Genomic DNA, 23,440 nt, shown 5'->3' with positions numbered 1-23,440 from the left:
GTATCGAGGAGGCAGAAGTGAAGTCAAAAACAATTCCATTGGGATTGACAGCAATGATACTGACCGGTTTTTCGGCTTTGCTATATCAAACGCTTTGGATTCGCGCCTTCGCGATTCTCTTGGGCGGCAATGCTCTTTCGATTTCTTGTGTGATTGCTCACTTCATGCTGGGACTGGGTTTAGGAACAGCCTTTGCGCCAAAGATTTTGCAAGGGCGCTGGAAGAAATCTCTGCCCCTCTATGCGATTTGTGAAGTCTTGATTGCGGTGCTCGCAGCGGTGAGCTTCTTTATCGTTCTTTCGCATAATGGTTGGGTTCTCGATCTTTTGCGTAGCGGTTTTTTGCCAAAAATCGCCATGCACTTTCTTGTGACGGGAATTTTTATTTTTCCTGTGACGTTTCTCATGGGATTTTCATTTCCACTCATTAGTTATCTTTTTCCGAACTCTCGCGAACATCAGTGGCTTTATTCTGCCAACTGCCTCGGTGGAGCCCTCGGTGCCTTTCTTTCATTTACGGTACTGATTTACTATGGCGGCTTGTATGCAGCGCTGATAGTCGGCCTTCTCGGGAATATTCTTGCGGCGGTATTACTTAAAAATGAAAAGTTTCGCTTCGAAGAAGCCGCGGCTGAGGAAAGTGTCTCTAACGATGAAAAAGGGGCGACCTCTCAGTTTGGATTGCGTCTTGCACTTCTCTTGAGTGCTTTTAGCGGTTTCTTTTTATTGAGCATGGAGCAAGTGTGGTTCCGTTTGTCGAGTTTCTTTTTAGGAAGCCGCTTGTACGTGCCTTCATTGGTGCTTATGGTGATTCTTCTTTGTCTTGCGGTTTCAGCGTGGTGGAGCCCTAAGTTTTCTTTGTATAGTGAGAAAAAGCAGCTGAAGGTGATTGTTTCGGCGTTAACCGTGTCGGTGTTGTCGAGTTGGCTGGGATTATATTGTATGTCTTTATCTATCGCAAAGACGATGGATCTTGTTTCGCCAAGCAAGAAGGCCCTGCATCCAGAGTTTTTCCTGACGTTATTATTCATCGCTTTAGTTCCAAGTATCGCCCTAGGCATTTGCTTTCCTTTGTCGATGAGCCTTATTCAAAAAGAAGCCATAGGCGCTTGGCAAAAGACGCGGGCTCTTTCTAAGGCTTTGTACTTAAATACACTGATGTCGGTCCTAGGCTCGATGCTGACGACGTATGTTTTGTTTCGCACGCTCGGTACGGTGAGTACCTTGAAAGTATTTATCTTTGGTCTCTTGTTGTTCCTTGCAGTGGCGGTTTTTACGTTCGCCTCGAGGCAGGCGAAGGCAGTCGGCCTTGTGCTGGTTATTTTAGGAACGGCAATGACTGCAAAAATGAATGTGAGTCTGAGCCCCAACCCACCGTCGATCTGGGAGGCCGAGGACGAGTATGGATATCTAGCTTTGATCGACTTGCAACCACCAGGGCGGCGCTGGGCAATGATTAACAACTATATCAGTCTTGTGGGCGCTTACGGAGATTCCGAGACTCCATTCGTCCAGAGAAATTTGGCGCTTTTTCCATCTTTGATCGCTCGGTCGGTAAAAGATGTTTTGGTAGTTGGTATGGGGTACGGTTTGACGACGGAAGCTTTCAGTCGTTTGTCGGAGCCAGAGTCCATCACGGCGGTTGAAATCCTACCGCAAGTGGTCGCGGCGCAGAAGGAAATGAAGTTTAAAGATACCGTTTATCTTCAAGATCCGCGGATTAAAAACATTGTCGATGATGGCCGCAGTTACATGTTCTTAGCGAATAGACAATGGGATTTGATTTCTGTGAACGTCGATCCTTACGGGGCGGGTTCAACAGTTCTTTTCTCAGTGGAGTTCTATCAAGAAGTCAGAAAAAAGTTGAAACCGGGTGGCTCATACTCACAGCTCTTTTACGGTATTTCTGAAGACGTTGCCGTGATGGTCAGGACGGCAAAAAGTGTTTTCCCGTACGTCACTGTGATGCCGGGATACGAAAATGACGGATTTATTTTGTTAGCGGCAAATGAAGAGATTCCGACTTGGGAGTCGCTGCCTCAAAGTCGTTTTGAGCGAGTGAAAAATCTTTTACCAAGTGCGACTTGGGGAACGGCCACTCTCCAATCGGCGGTGGACTTAAATACGGCGGAGACACTTGCGGGTGAAGCTTCTCAGGCGATGGACCTCAACTATCCTGATTCAGAGAACATAACTGATAGCAATTTGCGCATCGAGAAAAGCCGCATGTTCTTCGGTGACTTCTTTCTGCACTATCCACATAGTTATTTCTAAAATACCTATTTCTTACTGATTAAACGGGGTGTAGAAACTACAACCGAATAAAACCAGTCCCAAAACCGCCTAAGCTCTGATAGAAGTTGTGTTTTATATTGGAGCTCCTCATGGAAAACAACATCCCACCACGTCCACCTAAATCATTTCGTGTTACTTTGGAATTAGATAGAGCCGATAAGCGCCTGGATAATCCATTGCTCGCAGCCCTGAGAGCTCAAGATGAAAATCAGAAATTAAAAAACATCAGTCGTACTGAGTTCAAAAAGCTCTTCACAGATGGCAAAGTCATGATTAAAGGCCAACGCGCAAAAGTTTCGTCAGCCGTTGCAAAAGGTACTACCTACGTTGATATCTTGGGCTTCTAAGAAGCCGCCGATGCAGAAAGGGCGGTGAACAAAATCATCGCCCACATCGCAGTCACCAAAACCACGCTTGTAAAAAACGCGCTCATACGATGATAAACTTTGTTGTAGCTTAAGTGAATAAACGCATGAACCACGCGAGCCGCAACAAAGAGCCAAGCCAGCACCACCAAAGTCATTCCTTGCACCGGTAGAATCATCCCAACAATGCAAGCGGCATAAAATAAAACCGGAATCTCAAATAGATTACTAAAGTGACGGGCCGCTTGAAGCGCTTCCTCAGGAACTTGTCCTACAGAAAAAGTCTTGTAGTGTGCCATCTTCGTTTGTCCCGTCATCACAGCATTCACACGGCGACGAAACATCACCAAAAGAACAACAACACTCAAAAAAACCATCACACACATGGGATAGATGAGATGTATGTTTGTCACCGGCATAGAAACCTCCTGATATTGCCCTAAGGAACCGTTCAAGCATAATATGCAAACATCGCAGACAGCAAGGGTCCTTGGCTTTGAGCAAAAAAAAGCCGACTTTTAAAGTCGGCTTTCTGGGGTCTCTAAATCTGGACCTACTCGACGTGAGCAATATTTTTGACCAAGCGATTTACTTTATCAACTGTAAATCGGCTTGCGAAAATTCCTTCATGGTAACAGTCAAGATCCATCTCAATAGAGCCATCATGATTGCGAGCCGCCACAGCGAGTTCGCATCGTCTGCCCCAGTCTTGTGGGCAAACGTCTATGTAAACGGAAGTCACGAAGAACTTCGTGCCGGCAGGGACCAAAACGGTTTCCTTAGAACTATTTGGTGCCGACATGCGAACTGAGCAATAGGCAGATCGCTTGCCGTCGCGACCGGAGTAGGTCGGATAGCCGAAGATCGGTTTGGTTTCCAACAGGGCATCCGTATTCATGGTAATCGAAGTGTAAGCAAAGCAATTGAAAGACATCAGTGTCGCTGCCAAGAACAAAAGTTTTTTCATAAGATCTCCTTTTAGATTAAACTCGCGAATTGTTAAATTCGGCGCGATCCTAGATGCATCCATTCTGAAAATAAAGTTGAAGTGCCGACAGAAAAGCAGTCTTTCTGTCAGTTTTCCAATTGGCAGATGATGTTCTTTCCGCGATCATAAAAAATATGAAACATCCAGATGCAAAATCAGAAAAATATTTCAATGTTTCACGCGCAATCCTTGAAATGCTGGAACAGGAGGGCGTTGCCGCGCTCTCGCATACGGCAATTTCTCGCAAGGCCAAAGTCTCTCGTGCTTGGATCTATGAATACATGGGACGAGATCGCCAACACCTTTTGGATATCGCTTCAGAGACTTTTGGCAGCTATTTTACTAAGACAAATATTTCGGTGGAAATCCTAACCCCCGCTGATCTGCTCAAGCTCCTCAGAGTTGGCCATGAAATGACTTTTGCGAAGATGGAAGCCGAGCCGATTTTGATAAAGCTGTACTTCCGTTTCAAGGGCACCAAAACTCCGATGGGTGCCACGATCAAAAAATATGAAAAGCATTGGCTGGATTATATGTCTGAGATTTTCATGAGAGTTCTAAAGTATGACGAGGCGGAGGCCTCGAATATTTGTCAGATCATTCAGACTCTGCGTTTGGGTTTTTGTCATCGGATTGTGACTTCTGCCCATCCGATCAAAGAAAAAGAAGAGGCATTGAAGTCTCTGGAGCTTATCCACCAACGGATCACAGGTCTTGGACTTTAAATCAGCTCGGAACTGACAGCCGCGAGTGACAGCTCTAAAAATAAAAAAAAACCGACTGCAAAGAGTCGGTTTTTTATTTTCTCTTCACTGTCGATGAAGACAGGAGAGAAGTGGTGCCCCGCGAGGGACTTGAACCCCCACGCTTGCGCACCAGATCCTAAGTCTGGCGTGTCTGCCAATTTCACCAGCGGGGCATTGCGGGTATTACGTTTGAACGAGTTTTTTGTAGTCCGGAGCGCGCATTAGGTTTGCGAGCTCTTTTTCCGTATCCATTTCGATGCGGATCAACCAGCCTTCGTTCATTGCGTCGTCATTTAATACAGAAGGATCATCGTTAAGTCCAGCGTTGATTTCAATCACAGTTCCAGAAACTGGAGAGTAAAGATCACTCGCTGCTTTTACTGACTCGATAACGCCGAAAGTTTGACCTTGAGTCACTTTTTGGCCTTCTTCAGGAAGTTCCACATACACGATCTCGCCCAATTGTTCTTGTGCGAACTCAGTGATGCCAACAGTAACGATGTTCTCGTCGACTTGAGCCCACTCGTGTTCTTTAGTGTAGTAAAGTTCTTCTGGGATATGAAATGTCATGGAAGTCTCCTCAACAATTTTAAAACGCTTTAGCTAGGTTTTGCGACGAAAGGAGTTTTACATACTTTCGCCTTCACTTTACGACCGCGGATATCGACTGCAAATTCAGTCCCTTCAGCCGCAAATTCCGAAGAAATATATGCGATTCCGATAGGTTCGTCCAGGGTTGGTGAGTGAGTCCCACTAGTTACCTTTCCGATCTCTTTATTGTCAAAAGAAAACAGGGAGTAACCTTGGCGAGGAATGCCCTTCTCAAGCATCTTAAAACCAATAAGTTGCTTCTTAAGGCCTTCTTCCTTCACTTTGACCATCGGACCCTTGCCAATAAACTCTTTAGCCGCCGGTTTGATCGCCCAACCGAGCTTCGCCTCGTATGGATTCGTTGTGTCATCGATCTCGTGCCCGTAAAGGGACATTTTGAACTCAGTTCTCAAAGTATCGCGGGCGCCAAGGCCGATCGGTTGAACCCCGAATTCCGCCCCTTGAGCCAAAAGATCGTTCCAAAGAGTCGCTGTGCCCTTGGCTTCGATGAAGACTTCGCCGCCGCGCTCGCCGGTGTAACCGGTGGTCGCGAGGATGGCTTTGAAGCCTTTGTAGTCAAAACGGTGAACTTTGAAGGTCGCCATTTCGCTGGCTTTGAAACCAAAAACCTTGTCCATCAAAGCCAAAGCTTTTGGTCCCTGAATGGCGATCTGCCCCCAGTAAGAAGATTCATTGGTGATGTCAGCGCCCTTGTTGTTTTTTACCATCCAAGCAAAGTCTTTGTCGGCATTCGAAGCATTCACGCAAACTAGGTAGTCTTCATTCTTTTTCAGGCAGTACACGATAATATCGTCGACCAAACCGCCTTGCTCATTCGGCAAAAGGCTGTAGTGTGCTTCGTTGTCGTTCAGTTTAGACACGTCGTTGGTGGTGAGCCATTGGAGAGTCTCGAGAGCTTTCGGGCCCTTGAAACGAACTTCCCCCATGTGAGAAACATCGAAGAGTCCCACGTTAGCGCGAACGTTGTCGTGCTCTTCGCGGAGACCTTTGTACTGAACCGGCATCCACCAGCCGGCGAAATCCACCATGCGGGCGCCGAGTTTTACGTGCTCGTCAGCGAGCGGGGTTTTTTGCAGATTTGATGTGTCCATGAAAGCCTCCAGAATTGCGATTTTGGCAATGTCGCCGGGCTCTTAGCCCTTGTCAACTGGAGGGGTTTTGCTGGATATTGTCAAAGCCATGAAGCTCTCCAATCGCCTGCAATTCATCTATGAAAACCTCGTTCCCGGCCTGTCGGTTTGGGATTTCTGTTGCGACCATGGTTATCTCGGCGTCGAAGCGCTGAAGTCGGGGCAGTTTCCAAAAGTCCACTTTGTCGATCAAGTCCCGCACATCGTTGAAAGTGTGGAGGCGGTTGTCGCCGAAAAGTTTCCCGAGTTTCGTTCGCGCGCAAATTTTTTCGCTGGCAAAGGCGAAGAGATCGCCGATGTCGTGAGTGGAAATGTTGTGATTGCTGGAGTAGGGGCCTTTGCAATTTTCAAAATTCTTCGGGCGCTTTTGGAGCGAGAACTCCTCCAAGCAGAGCGATTGATTCTCTGCCCGCAAAGAGATGAAGAAAAATTTGTGAAGATGTTAGAAGAACTCGGCGAAAATTTCACCGCCCGCTTTTCCTTTACTGGAGCCACTTTGCTCGAAGAGCGATCTCGATCACGTGTTGTTTACATATTTGTCCGCACTTCGGACGATCAAAATTAAATAAACAAATAAAATTGAGTTGCGGACGATGTGTGGACGCAAGCACCTGAGTAAAAACCGTTTTACGCTTGCTTTCGTATTCACGTTATTTTACGCATTATGTCTCTGCGGTAAATTTCAAGCTGAACAGTGTGGTATATGGACCAGTTAAATTCTATTAGTGCTAGTGATTTTAGGACTTTCCTAGAACAAGAGCTTGCTCGCAGGAACTCCGCGAATCCCAATTATTCTCTTCGTGCGTTCGCACGCGATTTGGGAGTGGACTCATCTTTTCTTTCTAAACTTTTGAACGGCAAACGCTCGATGACGGCGCGGACTATTATGTCCCTGGCTCCACGTTTGAACCTTTCAGAAGCCGATGTGCAAGCATTCATTCAAAAAGCTAATGGACGCAGACGCCGCTATTCCGTAGGCGCTCAGGATGTTCAGGTCTTCCAAGAACTCGAAGATCACAAGTACTTACAGAATCTCGAATGGTACCATTTAGCGATTCTTGAAATGATCGACGTGAAAGGTTTCCAAGCCAATGCGACTTGGATTTCTGAGCGTTTGCCAATCACTCCAGATCAAGCGCAACAAGCTCTCGATGCATTGTTGAGCCATGGTGTTTTGTCTCAACGTGATGATGGTCTTTGGAAAAACGAAATCAACAATCACACAATGTCTGGAATCAAAGTTCCACGCGCACAGCAAGTAAAGAAACAAATTTACGAGCAAGCGTTGGCGATCATTCCTCAGGGCATTGGCAATCACACGACAATGACAGTGGCCGTTTCTGAAAGCCGCTACCAAGAAGCTGTTGAGCGTATCACTCGCTTCCGTCGTGAGCTCAGCCATTTCTTGAACGAGCCAGAAGAAAAAGAAAAAGTTTATCAGATCCTGATTTCTTTGTTCCCAGTAACTAAGTAGTTACTCGTCGATAAGAGTCCGTACCGGGCTCTTCAATCTTAATTCATTTGAAACTTTTTGAACGTCTTCGGGGATTTCGACCAGAACTCCCCGAGGAATTTCTTGCTTGAGACCTGCTTTGTGCATCCACGCGAGGAACTCGCGCTCAGGCCCACGGCAAAGCATTTGCCGGTCTTTGCCTTTTTCCTCGAGATGATCGCCGACCACGCGTGCAACATTCGCGGCAAGCTTCGTCGCAGGCTTTTGTTTGCGCGCAAGCAAGTAGCTTGTCGTCAGTGTGCGGTTCTTCATTGGCAGATGCTGTTCGAGCTTTTCAAACCACGCCGGCATCGCAAAGAAAATGCGGTCATGGCACCAGTCGGTTTTAGACTGAGTCAGAAGCGGGCAGGCTTCGTGATGAGTGCACGGAGCATAGATACTGTAACCCTCTTGGATCAGTTTGTGGCGAAGGGCTTGGAGCTTTCGGCCGTCTTCCTGGGTGGAAGGCTCGAGAATCATAATGGCTTCAAGTTTTTTTGCCCACGCCGGAAGATCGCTCAGTTCTGTCAGTGAATACGAGAACACCGCCATCGTCTTTGCCGGAGTCGAAACATTTGGATCTTTATTCGTCCAAGTCGCCCCTGGTACAAAGTTAAACTTCGCACAGATGTCTTTGGCTTTTTCGATCAGTGTGAATTTTTGAAATTGCTCGGTCAGTGCCAGGCTCGCGGTTCCAGGGCCAGAGCCAAAATCAAGAACCTCTTCAAGTCCCGTAAAGAATTCGCGCGCTGTCGCCTCTTTAACGACGGCCTGCACGCGGGCTTGATTCAGCGGCAGGAAATAGCACAAGTACGCAATCTGCGCCCAGGACTCGTTCCAAGGCGTGCTGCCTTCGGGATTGGCGATGAAGTAATCCGACAGGCGTTTTACGGCCTCAGCAAGTTTTCTAGAATCACCGAGTGTCAGATGAAAGTGCGCTTTTAACGCCGCTTCGATTTTCTGTTCAAGCTCTTGAGGGACTGAGAAACTGCGAACCATTACGGAAGCTCTTTCAGAACTTGATCTGGAGTGATTTTCTCCATGCAAGGATAGCTCGTGCATTCTTTGCCAAGACATTCATGGGTCGCAGGACAGCTCACATTCGGAGTAAAGAGGTGAACGCCGCCTTTACCGCGCGCGCCCCAGCGAGTGACCGTCTGCACGCGAATCGGCGAGTAAAAGCCATACACACGCGTGCCAAGACTTGCCGCCATATGAATCACGCCGGTGCTCGGTGCAAAAACCGAGTTGGCTTGTTCAAGCACATACAGCAATTGTTTGGTACTCAGTTTGTTCTGCAGGCAAATCACCTGCGCATCGTGTTTGTAGTGCTCGCGAATGTCCTTGATGAAAGGCTCATCTGCCGGAGTTCCTGTCAGCACTACCGTGTAGCGATCGGTGAGTTTCGAAATCAATTCAATGTAGTACTTTGTCGGCCAGTTCAGAGCTGAGCCCGCCATTCCAGGATGCACTACCATATACTTCTTTGGTTGCAAGCCGTATTGATTGAGCACTTCCGGTTGCGGATCTGCTTTCAGATGCAGAATTGGAGCTTCCGGATCAAGAATCTTGCCTGGCTCGATTTGTTTAACCAGATCGAGATTGTAGTCGGCTTCGTGTTTGACAGCCTGACTGCGTTTTTGGCGAAGGCCGGCGTTGAGGAACACAAAGCTGTCCCATTTAGAAAGCACGCCGATGCGTTTAGCGACTTTGTTCTTCCACAAAACAAAGTTCACCCACCACGGAGATTGAAAGCTCACGGCCACATCAGGTTTGAATTGTTTGATGAAAGCGTCGAGCTGTGCACGCGCTTCCTTCGGATTACTTTTGTCTAATTCAATATAGCGGCGCTTTGGGTCGGCGTGTTCAGGAATAAATGAAAGGCCCTTGGCGATCACCCAGGTGATATCCCAGTCTTTGAGCTCAGGAACTTGATCCACAGGCATTGTGCAGATCAGGTCACCAATTTTGTCGAGACGTATAAAAACGGCCTTTTTCATGGAGAAGCCAGAATAACATGATCATAATTCCCCTATGAAGAAAAATATCGTGATTCTGACCGGGGCGGGGAATGAGTGCCGAATCAGGCCTAATGGGAATGCGGACCGTCTGATTCGGGATTGAGCTCAACAGCTACGCGAATGCTGCCGATGTCGCCGAGGGTGTAGGCATTAAACGGATTATTTGTGATGTCCTCTTTATCAAGACGCTTGACCCATACCACGTAGCCGTTCGGCAATTCCCATTGAATGAAATCGCGGCTTTCTTCCATCGGTGCCGCAAGACCTGGAAAGGTCTCTTGCACCATTTGAATGGCTTGTTCCATGGCTTCAGGACTTGGGCGGAATTCAAACGACATGTGCTGAGCGAAAAACTGATTGTTTTCATCAGCAAAGTACTGCGCATGGAAATAGCGCGTGCCCGGAGGCGGCGACTTCGTACGCACAATAATCATTTCGCCGGTTTCGGGGTTTTTATCTTTTACTTGAAACGGTTCTTGCAAATCTTGCTTCAACGCCGCCATGAGTTCGTCGAGTTTTTTCTCGTTCACGGTATGGCTTAAAAGCACTTGAGTCATTTGCTTCAGAGACGCTTTGGCTTTCTGAGACTCTTCAGGCGTGAGTGGCTTGCTCGGACGGCTCGGATCTTCTTTGTGGCTGACAGGAAGACCCGGTGCAGCCGGTAAGGCTTCAGCAACCGGTCTTGCTGAGTTGAAGAAGTAAATTCCCAACATCAGCAAAGCCGCAATGATGATTGTCAGAACGAGCGCGCTCTTTTTCATAAGATTTTAGTAGGACTTTCCGTACTGGGACTTTTCCCATTTTCTGACGTAGTCGGTTGGATCCATGACGTCAGGACGGCGGTCATAAGGCGGGACACGGTAACGAGTCAACGGACCGCGGGAAGTGCCTTTGTACAATTCAAAGTGCAGCATCGGAGTGCAGCAACCTGAATTCACTTTGCCGATCAAGCCCACTGTTTGACCCGCGACGACGTTTTGGCCTTTCAGCGCGCCTTTTGGAATGCTTCCCAAAACTTCACCGTAACGAGCGATAAAGAGGGGATGTTTTACTTCGATCGCAAAGACGCCTTGATAGAAGTAATAATGACCACGAATCACTCGGCCCGAAGCCACTGCCACTGCCGGTTCGCCTTTTTTGCGATAAAGATCCACACCCGCATGCAAACGACGTCCGCCAGCACGGCCGGCACGGAAGCGAGTTTTACCTTCAGCATAAGATGTCGAAGGTCTTTGGATGGTCGGGAATTTACAGCAATCCGTTCTTGAAACGCTCGCGTCCAAAGGAATCGTGCTGTAATCGATGCCGTCGTCTTCGTTTGGATGCTTTTTCTTATACGGTTCGCAATCTTGAGTCGTTTGGACCACCGAGCGAGGAAGCCAGCCCGATGTCACATCTTTGCGATTGGGAAACTGAACTTCCAAGTAGGAGCTCTTTTGTTTTTCGTCCCAAGTCTGGTTTGGAATAACGATTTCAAACTGATCTACGTGGCCGACAGGTTTTAATTCCTTATCGAAAACCGGAATGCTCTTATCGATTGTACAAACAACGTATCCGAGACCTGGCTTATCTGTGCCATCTGGTGGAGTGATAGGGCCTTGGCCTTCATCCTCTTCGCCGACAACTGGCTTGTCTGGATCATCGGGAGTTGCAACGCCGCCATTGCCAGGTGTTGTTGTGCCGTCACCCGGAGTCGTCGTTCCGCCGTTACTGCCATTACCACCGTTGTTTGCCGGTGGAGGCGTCGGAGCTGGAGCTTCACCAATGGCTTCTTGGTTGGCTTCATCCGGAGTCATTACTTTTAAATCCTCGAGAACTTTTGTATCAGTACCGGTGATGCCGACCTGAGCGATAGGATCAATGCCTTTGGAGTCATAGACATCAAAGACTATATAAGTCGTCGGCTTTGCAACATCACCGCATGAAAGTGTGATGTAGTGCTCATTGTCCATCGCCGCCTGCCAGTAGCTTTGCTTTAACTGGAAAGGCCCCGGAGCCGCCAGCACAGGGCTGTTCATGACTTCGAGGACAAAGTTACCGATCTCTTGAAGAGTTTCTTTCGCCAGCGTTCCCTCGTCGCCGCGTTTAGAAAGATTTCTGAGATTGTCTTTGTTAACCACATTTTGAGGAACACTGACGACTTGAACCGTCGCAGGCGTAGCATCTGCAGGAATATTTTTTGCGAACAGAACAGAGCGGTCTAAAAGATTTGATGGGATCAGACCGCTAAAAAAACCGAGGCCTTTGAGTTTGGTTGAAGAGTTAAGGCTCGCTCCCGGTTTTTGTGCAACATAGAGAGAAACTTTTTCCTCATTCTTTACCTGACAGCTTGGATCGAGAGCGGCCAACCCCTTGGCATCACTCCATGTATAACGAACTAATGTGCCTGCTTTAACAACGGGAGGAACCAGCAGGGCGACGACTAATGTAGCTATTGAAATTTTCAGTACTTTCATTACGTGAACCCCCATTTACGCGACCCCATAAAAGCCATTCAGTGGGGTCGAGGCAATAGGCTTTTACCGGGTCGGTTAAATTTATAGATAAGTGACGATTGAGGGCTCGATCTCAGCAAAGAACCGTGTAAAAAACACCATGTAATTTATTAGTGTTCCCCGCGGAACTCATTGTTCCTGTTCGAGAAAACATAAAAAAAGGCGCCTCCGGGAACAGAGACGCCTTCCATCCGAATCAGTGACGAGATCTACTTATAGGTATCGACGCTCGGGCAAGAGCAAACCAAATTGCGGTCGCCATAGACGTTATCGATACGGCCAACGGCTGGCCAGATCTTGTTTTGGCGGATCCAAGTTAATGGGTAAGCCGCCTGTTCGCGGGAGTAGGAATGAGCCCATTCGCTCTTCATCAAACTCTCGGCTGTGTGTGGAGAGTTCACGAGTGGATTGTCTTTCAAATCCATTTTCTTGCTCTCAACCGCTTTGATTTCATTTCGAATAGAGATCATCGCTTCGATGAAACGATCGAGTTCCGCTTTCGGCTCACTCTCAGTGGGTTCCACCATGAGCGTTCCAATCACCGGCCAAGACATCGTCGGAGCATGGAAACCATAGTCCATCAGACGTTTTGCCACGTCCGCAACGTCGATGCCGCTGGTTTTTTTGATTTCACGCAAATCCAAAATACATTCATGAGCCACGAGGCCTTCTTTGCCTTTGTACACGATCGGGTAATGCGCTTCCAGTTTCTTCGCGATGTAGTTCGCGTTCAAGATCGCAACGAGAGTCGCTTTCTTCAAGCCTTCAGCTCCCATCATCGTGATGTAAGACCAAGAGATTGGCAGGATGCTTGCGCTTCCCCATGGAGCGGACGTCGTTGCGCTGATGCCTGTTTTAGGACCGGCTTCAGGTTGCAAGCTATGGGTCGGCAAGTATTTTTTCAAATGCTCAGCCACACCGATCGGGCCCACGCCCGGGCCGCCACCACCGTGCGGGATCGCAAAGGTCTTATGCAAGTTCATGTGCGAGACATCGGCGCCAAACTCCGCCGGACGGCAGAGGCCAACAAGCGCATTCATATTCGCGCCGTCCATGTACACTTGGCCGCCGTTATCGTGGATGATTTGGCAGATTTCTTTAATGCTTTCTTCAAACACACCGTGAGTTGACGGGTAGGTGATCATCAAAGCCGCGAGATCTTTCTTGTGCTCTTGAGCTTTGGCTTTCAAGTCTTCCACTTCCACGTTGCCTTGGTTATCGCAATTCACAACAACCACTTTCATGCCGGCCATCACTGCAGACGCAGGGTTTGTTCCGTGTGCAGAGCTTGGGATCAAGCAAACATTTCTGTGCGCTTCACCTTTGTCGATGAAGTATTTACGAATCACAAGAAGACCCGCGTATTCACCAGAAGCACCGGAGTTCGGCTGCAAGCTCACGCCGGCAAAGCCTGTGATGTCGCAAAGTTTTGCTTCAAGGTCGCGGATCATTTCGATGTAACCCTGGATTTGCGATGTGGGCGCAAACGGATGCATTTTGTTGATTTCAGGCCATGAAACCGGAACGAGTTCCGTCGTCGCATTGAGCTTCATTGTGCAAGATCCCAGCGGGATCATTGAGTGAGTCAATGTGATGTCTTTGTTTTGCAGCATGTGGATGTAACGCGTGATCTCTGGCTCAGAACGGTGAGTGTTAAATACCGGATGAGTCAAGTACGCGCTCGTACGAACGAACTGAGTTGGCCAGTTGTAAGTTAGGCTTGCATCGAGATCGGCCGCCGTGAAGGCTGCTTTCGTGCCGAGGTTGAACGCCGTGAAGATATCGTTCACCGTATCAAGGTTGCAAGTTTCATCCAGTGACAAACCCAGAGTGTTGTTACCCAAGTGACGGAAATTCATGTTGAGGGCTTCGGCCGCCTTCATGATGTCCGCTGCTTTTGGTGTGTTCACTGTGATTGTATCGAAGTACGTCGTTGTCGGCGTTGTGAAGCCGAGCTTCTTCAAGCCTTCGGCAGTAATCGCTGCCAAACGATTCACGCGCTGAGCGATTTGCTTCAAACCCTGTGGACCGTGGTAAACGGCGTACATGCTTGCCATGTTGGCAAGAAGCACTTGAGCCGTACAAATATTCGAAGTCGCCTTTTCGCGGCGGATGTGTTGCTCACGCGTTTGCAAAGCAAGACGCAAAGCGGACTTGCCGTGGCTGTCGACAGAAACGCCGACGATACGGCCTGGCATGATGCGCTTATAAACATCTTTCGTCGCCAGGAAAGCTGCATGCGGACCACCGAAACCGAGTGGCACGCCGAAACGTTGTGAGTTCCCCACACAGATATCCGCACCCCATTCTCCCGGCGGAGTCAGAAGTGTGAGTGACAACAAATCAACACTTGCCACAACCATGGCATGAGCATTGTGATACTTGTCAGTCATTTCTTTGTAATCTTCGATCACGCCTTCAGTGTCAGGGTACTGAACGAAAGCGGCAAAGACCGGAGTTTTGAAATCAAAAGTTTTAGGATCCTGAATGATCATGTTGAGGCCCAAAGGCTCCGCGCGGGTTTTCAAAACCTCAATCACATGCGGATGCATCTTCGGAGAAACTACGAAGCTGTCGACGTTGTCATGCTTGTGCGAAGCGTGAGCCATAGCCATCGCTTCAGCCGCGGCAGAACCTTCATCCAAGAGCGAGCTATTTGAGATTTCCATGCCGGTAAGGTCAATCACCATCGTTTGGAAATTCAGAAGCGCTTCGAGACGGCCTTGGGCGATCTCGGCCTGGTAAGGAGTGTAAGCCGTGTACCATACTGGATTCTCGAGAATGTTTCTTTGGATCACGCTCGGAGTGATGGTGTCGTAGAAACCCATGCCCAGCAAAGATCTGCTGACTTTGTTTTTCGAAATTGTTTTTTTGAGGTTCGCAAGAAGCTCGTACTCCGACACGCCGTTGCCGACGATGGGATAGTTTTTAGAAGTACGAATCTTTTGCGGAACAACTTGGTTTGCCATCTCTTCAAGAGATGAAAAGCCGAGCTCTTTCAGCATGGACTGAATATCTTCATCACGGGGACCGATGTGGCGGCCCATGAATTCTTTTTGAGGAGAGTTACTGGAATAGTTCAATGAGAAGGTGTTTGATTTCATGCCACGTTCCTTGGAAATTTGGGTCACAAGTTATCACACTCCCCAGAGGGGATAAAGTCCTGGGCGGAGGGAGCGGGCCGTCATGGCGGTTTTTCGGGCACTCTAGCGAGGTTTGGACAAGAAACAGGCTCACGCGGCGCCGAAACCGGCGCTTTGGGGAATAAAAAAGGGCTCCTTTTCGGGAGCCCTTTGGTGGTTTGGGTTTTCTGTGACTTATCTCGAGACGCACTGGCCGGGGATGCTTTGGTCTATCCACTGACAAAACGGCGTTCGCTGACAAGCTTGCGGGTTGTTGTTATTCACATAACAGAACTGCGTCTGGGTTGATGGCAAGCCTGGGCGGCCTTCGCAGGAAGAAAGGTTTTGGCCGGCGACGTACTGGCAACCCGGAGTATTTTGGCAAGCGCTGGGGTTGTTATTCTGGATGTAGCAGTAAGGATTATTTGGTTGTTGTTGGCTTGGTGGCACCGGAGTGATTGAAGAGCATTGGCTCGGTGCTGATTGGTTGATCCACTGACAGAATGGAGTTCTTTGGCAAGCCTGTGGGTCGTTGTTGTTGACGTAGCAGAACTGAGTTTGTGTGTCTGGGAGTCCCGGGCGGCCTTGGCAAGATGAAAAATCTTGGCCTGGATTAAAGTAGCAGCCTGGAGTGTTTTGACACGCTCGCGGGTTGTTATTCTGAATATAACAATACGGATTTGGTGGAGTTTGTGCCTGGGTCGCAAAAGATAACATCATCAAACAAGCGCCGACAAACATAGATAGTTTCATGGATTCTCCTCGTTATTTTGAATGCCGACGGAGATTAGCACAAGTTCCGGTTTGGCGAAAAAGAACCCACCTCGATGAAGTGGGCTTTGTAATCCATTCAAGTGGAGAGAGCCGTATTGAAGCTTAGTTCTTTTTATCGAGGAGATGTTCCGCGACGGACAGGGGAACAGGACCGCTGCATCTGTGATGATTTTAAACATCACAGTTTATAATAAACAGATGGCTGTCCCGTTTGGAGAATAAAAAAACCCGCTCTTGTGAAGCGGGTTTTTGGTTTTTACTTTTCAGTGCTGAAAACTAAGCGCGTTTTTTAGAAACAGTCTTTTTAGCGGCCGTTGTTTTTTTCTTAGCAGCTGTTGCTGTTTTCTTAACTGTAGCCTTCGCAGATTTAGCCGTTTTCTTAGCTGGCTTTACTTGAAGAGATTTTGCTTTTGCGCGCAATTCTTTTTCAATTTTTGTTTTTTGAGCAAGCAATTGCTTTTTGTATGACAAGATATTTTTCTCGACGTCACCAGCAGATTTTTTGAATTTGTTGAGAGTTTTGTTCATCTCGTCGTTCAATTTATTTTGCAATACGTGTACTTCGTGAATCATCGCTTGTACGCGTGCATTTTTAGAAAGTTCGTTAACGAGTTGTTGGATTTTGCCTTCCATTTTTTCCGCTCCTTAAAAAAAGCTAATCAGTAAGCTAACTTGTTTATAACCCTGTGGGGCTTAAATGAAAAGCCCCCTGCAATAATTTTACGAAAGAGTCATTTCTCGGCTTAGAGCGTGAAACTGAAGTCTTTGATCAGCATTCCTGGGAGGTTTTTACCTCCGAGTTCGCGTTGCATATAAGTCGCAATGCTCGGATCAACCCTCTGGAAATCAGTCACTTCAAGCAAGCCTTCGTCCAAAATATCGTAAAGACTGACATCAAATCGCATATCTTCGATTGGAGCGACCACTTCGCCATTTTCCACCCATAAACAGGCATAGCGAGTCATGCCGGTGATCCGGGCATTTTGTAAATCGCTCCAATTTAAATAGTGCAAATTCGATAAGTACAAACCCGTGCCCAGGTGTTTTAAGATCTCGTTTTCTTTTAGTGTGCCTGGGGCAATTTCCATAGCGCGTGGAACTTCACGTTCGTTAGCATGGTTGTTCGGCAGTCCATACTCTTTGGCGCTGCGGGAATTCACGAGTAAATGCTCGAGTTGGCCTTCTTTGATCAGGGTCATTTTCTCGGGTGCAAGTTCTCCCAACTGGTTGAATCTTGGAGTCAGGCCCAAGTGGAAATTTTCAGACATCGAAAATTTCGAAGAAAACTTACGTTCGCCGTCTTTGAGTTTCTTTAAAGCACAAGTTCCTGTTTTGTAAGCGCGTGCGCTGAGGCCGCCCCAGTCAAACATTGTTGTCAACTCCGAGACCGCCGCAGGGGCGAGGTACACGCGGTACTTACCCGGTTCCAGTTTCTTGCGAGGACGGTTCATCACTGCCAACTGCATTGCCGACTCGTGGAGGCTGTCTTCGAAATCATGCTGCTTCCATTGGAAACCGGCATAGACTGCTTTCACGGCGCGCTCACCATTATAAAGTGAATAGTCCATGAAGAAACTTTCGTTGCCGAACCAGTGGTTTTGGCCTTTGGAGTTGCGATTGCCCATTTCAATGAGGCCGCCAGCGTAAAGCCCCGCCATGTCGTGGTCGCGAGCCGGTTTTGAAATGGCTTCTATCAGTGACGCGCCTTGAAGAAGTTTTCCTTCAAAGTGTGCTTCGCTGGTTCCGTTATTCACAAACGGCACCAAAAATGGATCTTGTGGCAAGTTCGGAGCCTCTTCACGAGCTTCTACAAGCAATTTTCTGGCTTCAACGAGATCCCATTCCTTATCGACCTGTGCGCTGAAGGATTTGTTCAGACGGCGGCCGTTCTTATCAAACACTAGGCTGATTTCTTTTTGGCCGACCGAAGTGTTCTGACGGACCTTGCTCTGATTCCAGCGCACGTAATCCGTGTCTTCACCGCGGAAGTCAACAGTCAGGGCTTCATCTTGATGGAGTTCGTTGAAAAGCGCTTCTGCAACATGGTTAAAAACTTCGCGTTGATTCATTACACACCTCCGAAAACTTCGATGTTTGAGAATAGGCAGTACGGCGAAGAGTGGGCTACGCGGATAATCTGGCTCGGTTCGCCTTTACCGCAATAAGGGCTGCCGTGGTTTTCATAGGTTTGGGCATTGCCGACGGCTTTCAAGCTATTCCAGAACTGCAGAGTTCTACCGCGGTAATTGGGATTTTTCACGGTTTGCGTGATTTCTCCGTCTTCGATCAGCTGACCATATTCGCAGCCGAACTGGAACTTGTTGCGGTAGTCATCAATCGACCAGGACTTGTTGGTCTTCATCACGATGCCGTGTTTGACCGACTTAATCATCTCATCAAGAGTCGCTGTACCCGGTTCGACGTTGATATTCGCCATGCGATCAATCGGTGCGCGATTCCAGCTGGAAGCACGTTGGTTGGCAACGCCTGGAATACCGAGACGTTTTTGTGATTCCAAACCACCAAGCCCGCGAAGGAGCTTGCCGTTTTTAATCAAATACTCGCGAGTCGCCGGGTTGCCGACATCATCAAACGCATAAGAAGCGAACTGACCTTGCTCACTCGGATCAAAGACGACATTAAGCAGGTGAGAGCCATATTGAAGATGTCCGAAGTTTTCAGGTTTAATGAAACTCCAGCCGGCGAAATTTCTTTCATCACCCAGAATGCGATCCAGTTCCAGTGGGTGGCCGATGGATTCGTGAATCTGTAATTGCATCTGATCCGGCGCAATCAGCAAATCCATTGTCCCAGTAGGACAGTTCGGGGCAGCGAGAAGCTCCAGGGCCTCTTCACCATTCAGGCGGCAGAGGTCCAACAATTGCGGATCGCGGAGGACTTCTGCGCCTGCTTGGATCGAGTTCCCCATATTGCGCATTTGCGTGTCTTTGTCGTCTTCAGCCGTTGCCCGGAACAGAGTTGTGACGAGATCGAAGTTCTGGCTCCATTCAGCGCCTGAAGAGGACAAATATTGAATTTCAGTCTCGGTCAGCATGACATAAGCTTCGCGTGAAACGATTTTGTCGGAAACCTTCAGGGCTTTTGAGGCCTTCATGAGAATGTCGACAGTTTCAGCGGTTTCGAGGGTGCTCAAGCGGTGAAGGTAAGGACTTTGGAAGTTGCCACGAGAAGACGGGCGCTGATCGAGAGTGAACTCAGCGGCCTTTACGCGCGAGGCTTGAGTTGAAAGTTCTTTAGCTTTGTTGAAGGCATGCTTCATTCCTTCAGGAGTCAGGTTGCTGGTGGCTGCATATCCTAAGTGACCGTCGACCATGACTTCGATCATGACACCTTGATCCCGTTTTGATGAGTGGGACTCTGGATGTTCGTTGCGGATCGTGTGTTGATTGGTTTTCTCAGAGTAGAATCTCAGACCTACCCAATCGACCTGATTCTTGAACTCTTTGAGAGATGTCGTGAAGTTTGCGGAAATTGTGGAACGGGTCATTTTGGCTCCTATTCGAATTGGCAAACACTTTGCAATTGTTACAAGCGAGACGAAGGTTCAAACTTGCGGTGTCAGTACGTCCCTGGCCTCGGTTCTGGACGTTCGGACTCTAGATGTCAACAACATGAAATGGCAAAATAAGAGGCGTTATGAAACAACTCATCGGAATCACCCTTATACTCCTCAGCGTGAACTTGTGGACCACTCTAGCGTCGGCTTCACAGGCTTGCAAATACGTTTCCGAAGGCGCTGTTCAGCAATCTTGGAAAAAAATCAGAATTCAGAGCTTGGGCGGTGCTACGATCGCCGGCGCTGACAATTTTTCGGAAGCCATTTCCATGGGGCAAAACCTGGTAGATTCGCAAATTTGCTCTCCTAGGGTTCAAGATTGTCGCATGGCAAGCGAAGGCATCGTGGGCGGTGTATGGATGAAGCACCGTTTGCAGATGGACGGGGACATGGTTTTCGGAGCTGATGACATGGCGACGGCATTGAGCCAGCTCTCCATGCTTCGCCGAATGGGCTTCTGCCAATAGTGACTCGAGCAGAGTTCTTAGCTCAGAAATGGAATCGTTACCCTCTTCTTCCGAAGGGGGTTTCTTTTATCGGCCGCATTCACGAAATTCACCCTTACGATCAAGAATGGGAAGTCACAGTCACCCGCGAGGGCAAGACTCACAACCGCATTTTTCCGCGCTTGGTTTTGTTGGAGCATCAGACGGTTGAAGCGGATCGTTTGCTGATCGTCGGTGATCTCGTTGCGATCTCTGATGGCGGAGTCGTGACGTTGCTCGCACCTTATACTCAGAAATTACCACCGCGTGTTTTGCGTTTGGAATACCTGCGTTTGTGGCAGGATTACGTTTACTGGATGCGCGAATATTTCCGTGAGCAGGGCTTTGTTGAAGTCCGAACGCCGTCATTGGTGCCGTGCCCGGGGACCGAGCCGTCGCTGGATGTTTTCAGCACCGAGTTTGTGAATGGATCTCGCCGTCAGAAGCTATACTTGCCGACGAGCCCGGAGCTGCACTTGAAAAAGGCGCTGGCTTTGGGGGCAGAGAAAATTTTTGAAATTAAAAATGTTTTTAGAAACGGCGAAGTCACGGATCATCATCAGCCCGAATTCACGATGATCGAGTGGTATCGTGCCTATGACGGAATGCTGGCGATCAAGCGAGATGTGGCGGACTTGGTGAACTACTTGGTTCGTAAGATGCCATCGCTGAAGACGCCGTTGGGTTTCGACACGGTTCAGATCCCGCAATTGTTTTACCGTCACTGTGGCTACGAGCTTCGCCCGGATACAACGCTGGAGCAGATGAAGGCGCTGGCAGAGAAGTCTGGCGTAGATGTATCGTCGGCTCGGACGATCGACGATTACTTCTTCCTGATCTTCATGGAAAAAATTGAAACGCAGTTTATTCAAGAGCGTTTGGTTTTCGTCGAAAAATATCCGCCATATCAAGCAGCCTTAGCGCGTTTGACTGCAGACGGGTGGGGCGATCGTTTCGAGGTGTATTGGCAGGGCTTAGAACTCGCCAACGCCTTCCACGAGCTGAACGACCCAGCAGTGCAAAAGCAGCGCTTCGCCGAAGACTTAGCGAAGAAGCGGGCGATGGGTAAAGAAGAAATCTCTTTGGACGCCGAATTCATGCAATGCCTCGAAGCAGGGATGCCACCGTCTGCCGGTATCGCTTTGGGTGTCGAGCGGCTGTTCATGGCACTGACGGGTATTGCCAGCATCTCTGACACACGGCTTTTTCCGATGAAATGATATTCTTATTGTCTGAGCGGGTTTAGTCCCCATCTGCGTGCCTCATAACGATTGTGGACTCCACAAAGCACCCGTAGATTTGAGATTTTATCCGACCCACCTTTAGCTAGCGGCATGATATGATCAATTTGTAGCTGGTATTTGGAATTGCATCTTTGCTTGGTTTTTGGATTTACATGTTCGCAGCGGTAGTGAGCTTTCTTAAGCAAGGCTCGCTTCACACTTTCAGCAATATATTTACGACGGGCTTTCGGGATTCCCCTGAAGCTTTGCGTTGACGGGGCCGGGGAGCCCTCTGCTTTAAAATTACTTGATTCAAAGGCCTTAAATTTCTCTTCTTGCGTCTTTAGCGCCTGTACTTCTTGCTCAGATTCTTTACCTTCTTTTTTCTGGATCGAGGCTTTTGCTAGGTAACTAATAACAGCTGCTAAATCATTTTCTGGAATAATATGAGAGATATAACTCTGAGCTTTCTTCAATATCTCATACTGCTCTTTTGAAAGAGTCAGTTCTAAGCGGATAGATTTATCACTCTGGGGTTTTACTTTCTGATAAGTTTTTGGAGCTTGCCTAAGTTCACAGGCAATAATTTGCTCGGTTTCAAAGCTCGTTTTATTTTCTACTTTATTAAGGAGATCAAAAACTTGGTCTTTGCTAACTTCTTTGCCGAGACGCTTTTCTTGTTTAAGACTTTGCTCGACACGGACAAGCTGAGTGAGATTTAAACTTCCTTCTTCGATTTTACTTGCGACTTGGGGAGCTTGTCTAAGAACCCGCATGGCTTGAATGCGGTCATAAGCGGCACTTTCACTATAAGCTAAGTGCTTTGTGAGATACTGATAAAGAGAATCATAATTTAGTTCTAAATAAAGCTTACGATTATCCATCTCAACGAGATGCCAAAGAACTAGGTGAGTGATTTTTCTTTCAGACTTAGTGAGTCTCTCTAGGCGGAAAAGGATTTCCGCGCTAGGAATTTTTGAAAGATTTAAAGAGTTCTTCGATAGATCTAGGTTGAATTCTTTTGCTAAAGTCATTACTAGCTCCTTTGGTTTTCTTATTTCAGTGAATTTATAACATGACTTTTTAGAGTGAAATTTTATGCTTTTTCAATTTGCAAGCCACGTTTAGAGGTTCGGGATAGTGCGTTCGTAAACGCACACACTAGGCGTTTATGAGCTGAATTTTCTCTCTTTAAGAAGTTTCTCGAGAATAAGAACCACGACGCTTATATAGGAAGATGGAGGTGAGTAGACTCCCCACAAGAAAAATCGCAAAAAAAGATAAAGTTCCGAAATTCGGAATTAAAAGGCAGCGGTATTTTTTTTCACGGAGAGTTTCTGCAGAGCTTCAGGGTAATGCCGATGATAAAAAATAAGGGAAGATCAGAGGGGGAGTGGCAAACGAAAGCAAATTACTCCCGCAGCTCGGCGACCATTTTCTCGGCGCCGGAGAGGCGGTACCAAACTCGTTCGGAGAAAATGAATAACAGAATCACGAACGGCAGTAAGAAGAATACGCCGAAGACTCCCAGCAAAATCCACAGGCGCACTTCGAGGTCTTGGGGGATTAAGAAAACGCCCACGACAATGGAGCCGATGAAGCCCACCACCATCAGTTGGAGGAAAACGAATAACAGCACGGAGCCCGCCAGGGATTTACGCAAAACCTGCAAAGCACGCAAGTAGGCCAAGACTCCTTTTTTGCGAATGCTTCGCGCGGCCTTCTTGTACAAGAAAGATCGCACTAGCATGAAAAGGAAGTCCTTTAAGAAATTCATTTCTATTTACCTATTTGCGGTTGCTGCCGAAAATCCAGCCTAGAACGAAAGCTACTAAGCCCACCACACCCAATGTCACCCAAGGATTGGCTTTTACTTGCTCTTCGATTTGGCCCTTTGTGGCTTTTACTTCACTCTCGGCACGCGCCTTCACATCGTCCAATAGGGGACGCAAGGTCTCAAGAGCCTTTTGGATTTCTTTGTAGTCCTTCTCCAAATGATCACGGAGTTCTTGGGCCTTCGATTGGCCCGCAGATTCGAGATTTGAAATAGCTTCAGACAGCGATCCGGGATTTTTGCTCATACGGTGGCTCCTCATTCAACCTGCATATCTACAGG

The 23,440-nt window shown here is 48.0% G+C and carries 23 protein-coding genes and 1 tRNA gene; 7 read left to right on the top strand and 17 right to left on the bottom strand.

The genetic code is table 11. The features are described 5' to 3' along the window. Positions 1-17: 17 nt before the first annotated feature. Positions 18-2,273 (top strand): fused MFS/spermidine synthase, encoded by a 2,256-nt coding sequence (locus JSU04_13580; protein ID MBS1971333.1) that lies wholly within the window; start codon positions 18-20, stop codon positions 2,271-2,273. A gap of 110 nt (positions 2,274-2,383) precedes the next feature. After that, positions 2,384-2,641, top strand: coding sequence for a hypothetical protein (locus JSU04_13575; protein ID MBS1971332.1), 258 nt, complete (start codon positions 2,384-2,386; stop codon positions 2,639-2,641). On the opposite strand, the gene JSU04_13570 is transcribed toward JSU04_13575, so the two are convergent. Together JSU04_13570 and JSU04_13565 are read right to left on the bottom strand one after the other, a co-directional pair. Further along, positions 2,638-3,078 (bottom strand): MAPEG family protein, encoded by a 441-nt coding sequence (locus JSU04_13570; GenBank protein ID MBS1971331.1) that lies wholly within the window; start codon positions 3,076-3,078, stop codon positions 2,638-2,640. The two genes, JSU04_13575 and JSU04_13570, sit on opposite strands and share 4 nt — an antisense overlap. Before the next feature lie 134 nt (positions 3,079-3,212). Continuing rightward, positions 3,213-3,626, bottom strand: coding sequence for a hypothetical protein (locus JSU04_13565; GenBank protein ID MBS1971330.1), 414 nt, complete (start codon positions 3,624-3,626; stop codon positions 3,213-3,215). A gap of 155 nt (positions 3,627-3,781) precedes the next feature. On the opposite strand from JSU04_13565, the gene JSU04_13560 reads away from it, so the two are divergent. Beyond that, entirely contained in the window at positions 3,782-4,372 is a 591-nt protein-coding gene (locus tag JSU04_13560) for a hypothetical protein (protein MBS1971329.1), read from the top strand. 111 nt (positions 4,373-4,483) lie between these two features. Here the strand turns inward: JSU04_13560 and JSU04_13555 are convergent. The 3 genes from JSU04_13555 to gcvT form a co-directional block, all read right to left on the bottom strand. Continuing rightward, positions 4,484-4,566: transfer RNA gene (locus tag JSU04_13555), tRNA-Leu, on the bottom strand. A 10-nt stretch (positions 4,567-4,576) separates the two neighbouring features. Next, positions 4,577-4,963, bottom strand: coding sequence for a glycine cleavage system protein GcvH (gcvH, locus tag JSU04_13550; GenBank protein MBS1971328.1), 387 nt, complete (start codon positions 4,961-4,963; stop codon positions 4,577-4,579). Positions 4,964-4,992: 29 nt separating this feature from the next. Continuing rightward, the gene (gene gcvT, locus JSU04_13545) at positions 4,993-6,081 is read right to left on the bottom strand and encodes a glycine cleavage system aminomethyltransferase GcvT (GenBank protein ID MBS1971327.1); all 1,089 of its coding nucleotides are present in this window, start codon (positions 6,079-6,081) and stop codon (positions 4,993-4,995) included. An 82-nt stretch (positions 6,082-6,163) separates the two neighbouring features. Between gcvT and JSU04_13540 the strand changes: the two genes are divergently transcribed. Both JSU04_13540 and JSU04_13535 read left to right on the top strand, forming a co-directional pair. Next, positions 6,164-6,700 carry a tRNA (adenine(22)-N(1))-methyltransferase TrmK gene (locus tag JSU04_13540; GenBank protein ID MBS1971326.1) on the top strand — a complete coding sequence of 179 codons (537 nt, stop codon included), beginning with the start codon at positions 6,164-6,166 and terminating at the stop codon, positions 6,698-6,700. A 138-nt stretch (positions 6,701-6,838) separates the two neighbouring features. After that, positions 6,839-7,609: a TIGR02147 family protein gene (locus JSU04_13535; protein MBS1971325.1), complete on the top strand. Its 771-nt coding sequence runs from the start codon at positions 6,839-6,841 to the stop codon at positions 7,607-7,609. On the opposite strand, the gene JSU04_13530 is transcribed toward JSU04_13535, so the two are convergent. From JSU04_13530 to JSU04_13490, 9 genes are all read right to left on the bottom strand, one after another. Next, positions 7,610-8,626, bottom strand: coding sequence for a hypothetical protein (locus tag JSU04_13530; protein ID MBS1971324.1), 1,017 nt, complete (start codon positions 8,624-8,626; stop codon positions 7,610-7,612). Further along, positions 8,626-9,627 carry a glycosyltransferase family 9 protein gene (locus tag JSU04_13525; protein MBS1971323.1) on the bottom strand — a complete coding sequence of 334 codons (1,002 nt, stop codon included), beginning with the start codon at positions 9,625-9,627 and terminating at the stop codon, positions 8,626-8,628. The genes JSU04_13530 and JSU04_13525 overlap by 1 nt, the downstream gene beginning before the upstream one ends. Before the next feature lie 89 nt (positions 9,628-9,716). Next, positions 9,717-10,409, bottom strand: coding sequence for a hypothetical protein (locus JSU04_13520; protein ID MBS1971322.1), 693 nt, complete (start codon positions 10,407-10,409; stop codon positions 9,717-9,719). A 6-nt stretch (positions 10,410-10,415) separates the two neighbouring features. Beyond that, positions 10,416-12,104: a M23 family metallopeptidase gene (locus JSU04_13515; GenBank protein ID MBS1971321.1), complete on the bottom strand. Its 1,689-nt coding sequence runs from the start codon at positions 12,102-12,104 to the stop codon at positions 10,416-10,418. Positions 12,105-12,352: 248 nt separating this feature from the next. Further along, the gene (gene gcvP / locus JSU04_13510; protein MBS1971320.1) at positions 12,353-15,247 is read right to left on the bottom strand and encodes an aminomethyl-transferring glycine dehydrogenase; all 2,895 of its coding nucleotides are present in this window, start codon (positions 15,245-15,247) and stop codon (positions 12,353-12,355) included. A 213-nt stretch (positions 15,248-15,460) separates the two neighbouring features. Then, positions 15,461-16,018, bottom strand: a complete 558-nt coding sequence (locus JSU04_13505) for a hypothetical protein (protein ID MBS1971319.1) — start codon at positions 16,016-16,018, stop codon at positions 15,461-15,463. Between the two features lie 297 nt (positions 16,019-16,315). Further along, complete coding sequence (locus JSU04_13500; protein MBS1971318.1) at positions 16,316-16,672, bottom strand: hypothetical protein; 357 nt, start codon at positions 16,670-16,672, stop codon at positions 16,316-16,318. Between the two features lie 110 nt (positions 16,673-16,782). Next, positions 16,783-18,108, bottom strand: a complete 1,326-nt coding sequence (locus JSU04_13495) for a Zn-dependent protease (protein ID MBS1971317.1) — start codon at positions 18,106-18,108, stop codon at positions 16,783-16,785. Continuing rightward, positions 18,108-19,547 (bottom strand): TldD/PmbA family protein, encoded by a 1,440-nt coding sequence (locus tag JSU04_13490; protein MBS1971316.1) that lies wholly within the window; start codon positions 19,545-19,547, stop codon positions 18,108-18,110. Before JSU04_13490 ends, JSU04_13495 begins: the two co-directional genes overlap by 1 nt. A 149-nt stretch (positions 19,548-19,696) precedes the next feature. Between JSU04_13490 and JSU04_13485 the strand changes: the two genes are divergently transcribed. Together JSU04_13485 and genX are read left to right on the top strand one after the other, a co-directional pair. Beyond that, positions 19,697-20,083 (top strand): hypothetical protein, encoded by a 387-nt coding sequence (locus JSU04_13485; protein ID MBS1971315.1) that lies wholly within the window; start codon positions 19,697-19,699, stop codon positions 20,081-20,083. After that, positions 20,083-21,321 (top strand): EF-P lysine aminoacylase GenX, encoded by a 1,239-nt coding sequence (gene genX / locus JSU04_13480; GenBank protein MBS1971314.1) that lies wholly within the window; start codon positions 20,083-20,085, stop codon positions 21,319-21,321. Before JSU04_13485 ends, genX begins: the two co-directional genes overlap by 1 nt. A 5-nt stretch (positions 21,322-21,326) precedes the next feature. Here the strand turns inward: genX and JSU04_13475 are convergent, their stop codons facing one another. From JSU04_13475 to JSU04_13465, 3 genes are all read right to left on the bottom strand, one after another. Next, on the bottom strand, positions 21,327-22,358 hold the full coding sequence (locus tag JSU04_13475; GenBank protein ID MBS1971313.1) for an HNH endonuclease: 1,032 nt from the start codon (positions 22,356-22,358) through the stop codon (positions 21,327-21,329). Positions 22,359-22,735: 377 nt separating this feature from the next. Then, a complete protein-coding gene (locus tag JSU04_13470) occupies positions 22,736-23,074 on the bottom strand; it encodes a hypothetical protein (GenBank protein ID MBS1971312.1) in 339 nt (112 codons plus the stop codon). Positions 23,075-23,111: 37 nt separating this feature from the next. Further along, positions 23,112-23,405, bottom strand: a complete 294-nt coding sequence (locus tag JSU04_13465) for a DUF883 family protein (GenBank protein MBS1971311.1) — start codon at positions 23,403-23,405, stop codon at positions 23,112-23,114. Positions 23,406-23,440: the final 35 nt, after the last annotated feature.

It is taken from the genome of Bdellovibrionales bacterium, from assembly GCA_018266295.1.
GTDB lineage: Bacteria > Bdellovibrionota > Bdellovibrionia > Bdellovibrionales > Bdellovibrionaceae > JACMRP01.
The sequence above is the reverse complement of the archived record's forward strand: the minus strand, read 5'-3'. Positions and strand labels throughout refer to the sequence as shown.